We start from the raw sequence: 6783 nt of genomic DNA, 5'->3' as shown, positions 1-6783 counted from the left end.
CCAACTCCTTATAATTCTGCAGTTGCGTCCCGCTGTGTATGGATACACCCGGGCGCGTGGGAACGGAGTCGAGGGCGTGCACTCCAATATGCGCCTCATTCGGCAATCGTTCCCGATATGTAAGTGGAACGCCTGGTACGTGCATGGAGTGGCACGCGAGCAGGCTTCCAAGGAAGAAAGGTTGTTTGATGGGAATCAAGCAATACAAGCCGACCAGCGCTGGTCGCCGCTTCCAGACGGTTTCGGATTTCGCCGAAATCACCTGCACGAAGCCCGAGAAGTCGCTGCTTGCGCCGCTGCCTAAGAAGGCCGGCCGCAACAACAAGGGTCGCATCACCACCCGTCATCAGGGCGGCGGCGTGAAGCGTCGTTACCGTATCATCGACTTCAAGCGCAACAAGGACGGCATCCCCGCCAAGGTCGCTACCATCGAGTACGACCCGAACCGTTCCGCCCGTATCGCTCTTCTCCATTACGTTGATGGTGAGAAGCGCTACATCCTTCACCCGAAGGGCCTGAAGGTTGGCGACATGGTTATGTCTGGCTCTGAGGCCGACATCAAGCCCGGCAACTCGCTTGCTCTGGCTGACATCCCTGTTGGTACCCTCATCCATGCAGTTGAGCTGCAGCCCGGCAAGGGTGCTGCGCTGGCTCGCTCCGCTGGTACTTCTATCCAGCTCATGGGTAAGGAAGGCAAGTACGCCATTCTGCGCATGCCCTCTTCTGAGATGCGCCGCGTGCTGCTCACCTGCCGCGCGACTGTTGGCGAAGTCGGCAACGCCGAGCATGCCAACATCAAGATCGGCAAGGCTGGCCGTAACCGCTGGAAGGGCATCCGCCCGACCGTTCGTGGTACGGTTATGAACCCGGTCGACCACCCGCACGGTGGTGGCGAAGGCAAGAACAAGTCTTCGGGACGTCATCCTGTGTCTCCGTGGGGCAAGCCCACCAAGGGCCATCGCACCCGCAACCCGAAGAAGGCTTCGAGCCGCCTGATCATCCGTCGTCGCAAGAAGTAGCGCGAGCTAGAACGCTAAGGAGAAACCGTGAGCAGAAGTTTGAAGAAGGGTCCTTTCGTCGAGCCGCGTCTTCTCGGCCGCATTGCCGCGATGAACGAAGCTGGCGAAAAGCACGTCATCAAGACGTGGTCGCGCTCCTCGACCATCTTCCCCGACATGGTGGGTCACACCATTGCCGTGCACGATGGTCGCAAGCACGTGCCCGTATACGTTACCGAATCCATGGTCGGTCACAAGCTCGGCGAATTTGCGCCTACGCGCACGTTCAAGGGCCACGCCGACAAGAGCAAGAAATAAGTAAGGAGGCAGACCGCACATGGAAGCTAAGGCAGTCGCCAAGTATGTGCGCGTGAGCCCCCGCAAGGCTCGCGTCGTCATCGACCAAGTCCGCGGCAAGGACGTCGTCCGCGCCCGCGAAATCCTGCGCTTCTCGGAGCGCGCTATCGCCGAGACCATCGAGAAGGTTCTCAACTCGGCCGTGGCAAATGCCGAGAACAACCATGGCATGTCCACCGACAACCTGGTCGTGAAGGCCGCGTTCGTCGACGAAGGCCCCACGTTTAAGCGCATTCGTCCTCGTGCAAAGGGCTCTGCCGCTCGCATCCGCAAGCGCACCAGCCACATCACGATCATCGTTGCGCCGAAGGAGGCATAAAGCATGGGTCAGAAAGTTATGCCCACCGGCTTCCGTCTCGGCATCACCGAGGATTGGCGTAGCCGTTGGTATTCCGACAAGGACTACGCGAAGAACCTCGCTAACGACATGGAGATTCGCAAGTTCCTGGACAAGTATCTCGCCAAGGCCGCTGTCGCCAAGGTCGAGATCGAGCGCGCTGGCGACAAGGTGAAGGTCATCATCACCACCGCTCGCCCGGGCGTTGTCATTGGCAAGAAGGGCTCCGAGATCGAGCAGCTCCGCAAGGAACTCGCCAAGATCGTTGGCGGCCCGGTGAACATCGAGGTCATCGAGGTCAAGCGCCCCGAGCTCGACGCCAACCTGGTTGCCCAGTCCATCGCCGAGCAGCTCGAAGGCCGTGTCGCGTTCCGTCGCGCCATGCGCAAGGCTGTTCAGTCCGCTCGCAAGTCTGGCGCTCTGGGCATTCGTATCCAGTGCTCCGGCCGTCTTGGTGGCGCTGAGATGAGCCGCCGCGAGTGGTACCGCGAAGGTCGTGTGCCTCTGCACACCCTGCGTGCGAAGATCGACTACGGCTTCTGCACCGCTGCTACCACGATGGGTTCCATCGGCATCAAAGTGTGGATCTACCACGGCGAAAAACTCCCCGGTGGCAAGACTCCGCAGCCTGCTCTCGAGGGCAACTCTCGTCCGTCGCGCGGCCGTCGCGACCGCAATGATCGCAACGAAAGGGGTGCTAAATAATGCTAGCTCCTAAGCGCATTCGCCACCGCAAGGTGCAACGCGGCTCTATGAAGGGCAAGGCCAAGGGCTACACCCAGCTGCATCACGGCGAGTACGGCATCCAGGCTCTCGAGGCTCACTGGATCACCAACCGCCAGATCGAGGCCGCTCGTATCGCCATGACTCGTTACATGAAGCGTGGCGGTAAAGTTTGGATCACCATCTTCCCCGACAAGCCCATCACCCAGAAGCCGGCTGAAACCCGCATGGGTTCTGGTAAGGGTAACCCGGAAGCTTGGGTTGCTGTCGTCAAGCCCGGCCGTATCATGTTCGAGATCGGCGGCGTCGACGAGGCTACCGCTAAAGAGGCCCTGCGTCTCGCCATTCAGAAGCTTCCTATCAAGTGCAAGATCGTTACCAAGGAATCGGAGGTGGCTGAATAATGAAGGCCGTCGAGATTCGCGAGCTCTCTTCTGACGATCTTACCGTCAAGCTGAAGGAAGCCCGTGCTGAGCTGTTCAACCTGCGCTTCCAGATGGCCACCAGCCAGCTGGACAACACCGCTCGTGTGAAGCAGGTCAAGAAGGACATCGCGCGTATTCAGACCGAAATGCGCGCCCGCGAGATCGCCGCTGCCGGCGCATTGAAATAAGGATTTGGTGGGATAAACATGAGTGAAGAAACCCGTAGCTCCCGCAAGGTCCGTCAGGGCGTCGTTGTTTCCGCGGCGAACGACAAGACCATTGTGGTTGAGATCAAGGAGCGCAAGCCTCATCCTGTCTATGGCAAGATGATGACGAGCACCAAGAAGTTCCACGCTCACGATGAGAACAACGAGGCTGGCCTCGGTGACACCGTCACCATTATGGAGACCCGCCCCATGTCCAAGATGAAGCGTTGGCGCCTCCTCGAGATCGTGGAAAAGGCCAAATAGCCCAAGCGTTGCGTAACTAAACTATCGGAAGGATTGCACAATGATTCAGATGCAAACCATGCTGAACGTTGCCGACAACTCCGGCGCGCGCAAGGTGCAGTGCATCAAGGTCCTCGGCGGCTCCAAGCGCCGCTATGCAGGCCTTGGCGACGTCATCATCTGCAGCGTCAAGGAGGCAGCTCCCAACGGCAGCGTCAAGAAGGGCGACGTTGTCCGTTGCGTCATCGTTCGCGTGAAGAAGGAAGTCCGTCGCAAGGACGGTTCTTACATCCGCTTCGACCAGAACGCCGCCGTGCTGATCGACAACTCCGGTGCTCCCAAGGGCACCCGCATCTTCGGCCCCGTGGCTCGCGAGCTGCGTGACAAGAAGTACATGAAGATCGTGTCTCTGGCACCTGAGACGCTCTAAGGGAGGTGCACGAAACATGAACAGCATGAAGGTCAAAAAGGGCGACAAGGTTCAGGTCATCGCTGGTAAGGACAAGGGCAAGCAGGGCACCATTCTGCGCTCCGTTCCTACCCGCAACCGCGTTGTCGTCGAAGGCTGCGGCATCGTGAAGAAGGCCGTTCGCCCCACCCAGCAGAACCCCCAGGGCGGCATCATCTCCATGGAAGCCCCCATTCACGTTTCCAACGTGATGCTGGTCTGCCCCTCTTGCGGCAAGCCGGTTCGCACTGGCAAGCGCATCAACGACGAGGGCAAAAAGGTCCGCGTCTGCAAGAAGTGCGGCAAAGACATCGACTAGAAATAGTCCACCGGTTGAATAACCAGTGAATTTTAAGGCGCATCCTGCGGATTTTCTGTGGGATGCGCCTTATGCCGTGTAGAATATGGCCCTGGCTGCCTTAGGCGGGCAGGGACGCAGGGTCGGTAATCCTGCGTTTAATTCATCGACAAAGGAGAAACTTACCAATGGCTACTCCTCGCCTGAAAGAACTGTACAAATCTGAAATCGTCTCCAAGCTGGAGAGCGAGCTCGCTATCGACAACATCAACAAGGTTCCTCGCCTTGAGAAGATCGTTGTGAACATGGGCGTCGGCGAAGCCGCGTCTGATTCCAAGCAGCTCGACGCAGCTATGAACGATATGCGCATCATCACGGGCCAGCAGCCCTGCGTCACCCGCGCTAAGAAGTCCATCGCAGGCTTCCACATCCGCGAGGGCCAGGCTATCGGCTGCAAGGTTACCCTGCGTGGCGACCGCATGTGGGAGTTCCTGGACCGCCTGCTGTCCATGGCTCTGCCCCGCGTTCGCGACTTCCGTGGCATCTCCCCGAAGAGCTTCGACGGCCGTGGCAACTACACCCTCGGCATCACCGAGCAGCTCATCTTCCCCGAGATTGAATACGACAAGATCGATCGTACCCGCGGCATGGACATCACCTTTGTCACCACTGCCGAAAACAACGAACAGGCCAAGGCTCTTCTCGACGCTTTGGGCTTCCCGTTCAAGAAATAGTAATTCATTCGGCAAAATCCGAGTGGAGATAGAGGAAAGAAGGAAAGCATGGCAAAAAAATCGATGATCGCCAAGGCTAATCGCGAGCCGAAGTTCTCGACTCGTGCCTACACCCGCTGCACCCGCTGCGGCCGTCCGCGTTCTGTGTATCGCAAGTTCGGTCTGTGCCGCGTGTGCCTGCGCGAGTTGGCTAGCAAGGGCGAACTCCCCGGCGTGACCAAGGCTTCCTGGTAGGCCCACGCTAGGTGCTTGCCGGTAAGGCGCACACGCCACGGGCGTCATTGCGTACCTCCGGCTGAGCTCATCACGAACCAAAGGAGAATCAAATGACCATTAACGACCCCATCGCAGATATGCTTACGCGCGTGCGTAACGCCAACTCTGCGGGCAAGGCGACGGTCTCGATGCCGTCTTCGAAGAAGCTCGTCGAAATCGCTCGCATCATGACCGAAGAGGGCTATGTCCAGGGCTACGAGATCATTGAGAACTCGCCTCGCGACATTCTCGAGATCACGATGAAGTACGGCGAGAAGAAGGCGAAGACCATTCGCGGCATCAAGCGTATTTCCAAGCCCGGCCTGCGTATTTACGCTGGCAAGGACGAACTGCCCCGCGTTCTCGGCGGCCTGGGCACTGCTATCGTGTCCACCTCCAAGGGCGTCATGGCTGACCGCGACGCTCGCAAGGCTGGCGTCGGCGGCGAAGTTATCGCATACATCTGGTAAGGAAAGGATAGGAGCTTACTATGTCTCGTATCGGCAAACAGCCCATTCCGGTTCCTGCCGGAGTTACCGTTACCATCGAAGGTAACAAAATCACCACGAAGGGCGCCAAGGGCGAACTCTCCTACGAGTTCAACCCCATGATGTCCATCGCTCAGGAAGGCGAGGAACTCATCGTTTCCCGTCCTGACGACTCCCGTGAGGCCAAGGCATTCCATGGCCTTACCCGTTCGCTCGTCAACAACATGGTTATCGGCGTCCACGAGGGCTACGAGAAGAAACTCGAGCTCGTTGGCGTTGGTTACCGTGCTGCTCTGAAGGGCAACAGCCTGGAGCTTTCTCTCGGCTACTCTCATCCGGTTGTCGTTGAGGCCCCCGAAGGCATCACCTTCACCGTGCCCGATCAGACGCACATCACCGTTTCCGGTGCCGACAAGCAGGCTGTTGGCCAGACTGCTGCCGTCATCCGTAAATGGCGTGCTCCCGAGCCTTACAAGGGCAAGGGCATTCGTTACGAGGGCGAGCAAGTTCGTCGCAAGCTTGGCAAGGCTGCCAAGGGCGACAAGTAGCTTAAGGTCTGAAGGGATATAAGATGAAGAAACTCCAGAAGAAGCAGGCCGGGCTGGCTCGTCGCCACCGTCGCGTCCGCGGCAAGATTTCTGGCACCGCCGCTCGTCCGCGCCTTTGCGTTACCCGTTCCAACTCGAACCTGTACGTGCAGTTCATCGACGATGTCGCTCATGTGACCATCTGCGGCGAGAGCACCCTGGGCGAGGCTTTCAAGGCTACCGGCAAGTCCGGTGCCAACGTTGAAGGCGCTGCCGCCATGGGCGAAATCGCTGGCAAGAAGGCCATCGAAGCTGGCATCACCGAGGTCGTTTTCGACCGCGGCGGTAACCTGTACCACGGCCGCATCAAGGCTCTGGCCGATGGCGCTCGCGCCGCTGGCCTGAAGTTCTAGGAAAGGGTTTGGATATGACTCCTCGCAAAGAAGAAAAGAAGCAGTCCGCCGTTCCTGAGCTTCAGGAGCGCGTGGTCTACATCAACCGCGTTTCCAAGGTCGTCAAGGGCGGCCGCCGCTTCGGTCTGACGGCTCTCGTTGTCGTCGGCGACGGCGAAGGCCATGTCGGCGTTGGCATGGGCAAGTCTCAGGAAGTGCCTATCGCTATCAAGAAGGGCATCGAAGATGCCAAGAAGAATATGTTCGAAGTTCCTATGAACGAAGACCGTACTCTTCCGCATGACATCATGGGCGAGTTTGGCGCGGGCCGCGTTTACCTCAAGCCTGCTGC

General features: G+C 58.8%; 15 protein-coding genes. All 15 read left to right on the top strand.

Annotated elements, in window-relative coordinates:
* Positions 1-188: 188 nt before the first annotated feature.
* Positions 189-1019, top strand: coding sequence for a 50S ribosomal protein L2 (rplB, locus tag ACWI8T_RS09815; protein ID WP_114614839.1), 831 nt, complete (start codon positions 189-191; stop codon positions 1017-1019).
* 27 nt (positions 1020-1046) lie between these two features.
* Complete coding sequence (gene rpsS / locus ACWI8T_RS09810; RefSeq protein ID WP_114614840.1) at positions 1047-1316, top strand: 30S ribosomal protein S19; 270 nt, start codon at positions 1047-1049, stop codon at positions 1314-1316.
* Positions 1317-1335: 19 nt separating this feature from the next.
* Entirely contained in the window at positions 1336-1674 is a 339-nt protein-coding gene (gene rplV / locus ACWI8T_RS09805; RefSeq protein ID WP_114614841.1) for a 50S ribosomal protein L22, read from the top strand.
* A gap of 3 nt (positions 1675-1677) precedes the next feature.
* A complete protein-coding gene (rpsC, locus tag ACWI8T_RS09800) occupies positions 1678-2397 on the top strand; it encodes a 30S ribosomal protein S3 (RefSeq protein WP_114614842.1) in 720 nt (239 codons plus the stop codon).
* Entirely contained in the window at positions 2397-2819 is a 423-nt protein-coding gene (gene rplP, locus ACWI8T_RS09795) for a 50S ribosomal protein L16 (RefSeq protein ID WP_114614843.1), read from the top strand. Before rpsC ends, rplP begins: the two co-directional genes overlap by 1 nt.
* On the top strand, positions 2819-3028 hold the full coding sequence (rpmC, locus tag ACWI8T_RS09790) for a 50S ribosomal protein L29 (RefSeq protein WP_114614844.1): 210 nt from the start codon (positions 2819-2821) through the stop codon (positions 3026-3028). Before rplP ends, rpmC begins: the two co-directional genes overlap by 1 nt.
* 18 nt (positions 3029-3046) lie before the next feature.
* The gene (rpsQ, locus tag ACWI8T_RS09785; RefSeq protein ID WP_123218657.1) at positions 3047-3310 is read left to right on the top strand and encodes a 30S ribosomal protein S17; all 264 of its coding nucleotides are present in this window, start codon (positions 3047-3049) and stop codon (positions 3308-3310) included.
* Between the two features lie 40 nt (positions 3311-3350).
* The gene (gene rplN, locus ACWI8T_RS09780) at positions 3351-3719 is read left to right on the top strand and encodes a 50S ribosomal protein L14 (protein WP_294376009.1); all 369 of its coding nucleotides are present in this window, start codon (positions 3351-3353) and stop codon (positions 3717-3719) included.
* A 16-nt stretch (positions 3720-3735) separates the two neighbouring features.
* Positions 3736-4056, top strand: a complete 321-nt coding sequence (gene rplX / locus ACWI8T_RS09775) for a 50S ribosomal protein L24 (protein ID WP_114614847.1) — start codon at positions 3736-3738, stop codon at positions 4054-4056.
* A 167-nt stretch (positions 4057-4223) separates the two neighbouring features.
* Positions 4224-4769 (top strand): 50S ribosomal protein L5, encoded by a 546-nt coding sequence (rplE, locus tag ACWI8T_RS09770; RefSeq protein ID WP_114614848.1) that lies wholly within the window; start codon positions 4224-4226, stop codon positions 4767-4769.
* Between the two features lie 48 nt (positions 4770-4817).
* Positions 4818-5003 (top strand): type Z 30S ribosomal protein S14, encoded by a 186-nt coding sequence (locus ACWI8T_RS09765; RefSeq protein WP_114614849.1) that lies wholly within the window; start codon positions 4818-4820, stop codon positions 5001-5003.
* A 92-nt stretch (positions 5004-5095) separates the two neighbouring features.
* Complete coding sequence (gene rpsH, locus ACWI8T_RS09760) at positions 5096-5494, top strand: 30S ribosomal protein S8 (protein ID WP_114614850.1); 399 nt, start codon at positions 5096-5098, stop codon at positions 5492-5494.
* A gap of 20 nt (positions 5495-5514) precedes the next feature.
* Positions 5515-6060 (top strand): 50S ribosomal protein L6, encoded by a 546-nt coding sequence (rplF, locus tag ACWI8T_RS09755; RefSeq protein WP_303050968.1) that lies wholly within the window; start codon positions 5515-5517, stop codon positions 6058-6060.
* A gap of 23 nt (positions 6061-6083) precedes the next feature.
* Positions 6084-6452, top strand: a complete 369-nt coding sequence (gene rplR / locus ACWI8T_RS09750; RefSeq protein WP_123218659.1) for a 50S ribosomal protein L18 — start codon at positions 6084-6086, stop codon at positions 6450-6452.
* Between the two features lie 14 nt (positions 6453-6466).
* On the top strand, positions 6467-6783 hold a 317-nt coding region (locus ACWI8T_RS09745), incomplete at its 3' end, for a ribosomal protein S5 (RefSeq protein ID WP_449138803.1).

This window comes from Slackia sp., from assembly GCF_977041755.1.
The sequence above is the reverse complement of the archived record's forward strand: the minus strand, read 5'-3'. Positions and strand labels throughout refer to the sequence as shown.

What these genes read in the sequence shown, in the direction of transcription:
- rplE (WP_114614848.1), top strand. Translation starts at nt 4,224, where the DNA reads ATGGCTACTCCTCGCCTGAAAGAACTGTACAAATCTGAAATCGTCTCC.
- rplB (WP_114614839.1), top strand. Translation starts at nt 189, where the DNA reads ATGGGAATCAAGCAATACAAGCCGACCAGCGCTGGTCGCCGCTTCCAG.
- rplN (WP_294376009.1), top strand. Translation starts at nt 3,351, where the DNA reads ATGATTCAGATGCAAACCATGCTGAACGTTGCCGACAACTCCGGCGCG.
- ACWI8T_RS09765 (WP_114614849.1), top strand. Translation starts at nt 4,818, where the DNA reads ATGGCAAAAAAATCGATGATCGCCAAGGCTAATCGCGAGCCGAAGTTC.
- rpmC (WP_114614844.1), top strand. Translation starts at nt 2,819, where the DNA reads ATGAAGGCCGTCGAGATTCGCGAGCTCTCTTCTGACGATCTTACCGTC.
- rplP (WP_114614843.1), top strand. Translation starts at nt 2,397, where the DNA reads ATGCTAGCTCCTAAGCGCATTCGCCACCGCAAGGTGCAACGCGGCTCT.
- rpsC (WP_114614842.1), top strand. Translation starts at nt 1,678, where the DNA reads ATGGGTCAGAAAGTTATGCCCACCGGCTTCCGTCTCGGCATCACCGAG.
- rplF (WP_303050968.1), top strand. Translation starts at nt 5,515, where the DNA reads ATGTCTCGTATCGGCAAACAGCCCATTCCGGTTCCTGCCGGAGTTACC.
- rplR (WP_123218659.1), top strand. Translation starts at nt 6,084, where the DNA reads ATGAAGAAACTCCAGAAGAAGCAGGCCGGGCTGGCTCGTCGCCACCGT.
- rpsQ (WP_123218657.1), top strand. Translation starts at nt 3,047, where the DNA reads ATGAGTGAAGAAACCCGTAGCTCCCGCAAGGTCCGTCAGGGCGTCGTT.
- rpsH (WP_114614850.1), top strand. Translation starts at nt 5,096, where the DNA reads ATGACCATTAACGACCCCATCGCAGATATGCTTACGCGCGTGCGTAAC.
- rplX (WP_114614847.1), top strand. Translation starts at nt 3,736, where the DNA reads ATGAACAGCATGAAGGTCAAAAAGGGCGACAAGGTTCAGGTCATCGCT.
- rplV (WP_114614841.1), top strand. Translation starts at nt 1,336, where the DNA reads ATGGAAGCTAAGGCAGTCGCCAAGTATGTGCGCGTGAGCCCCCGCAAG.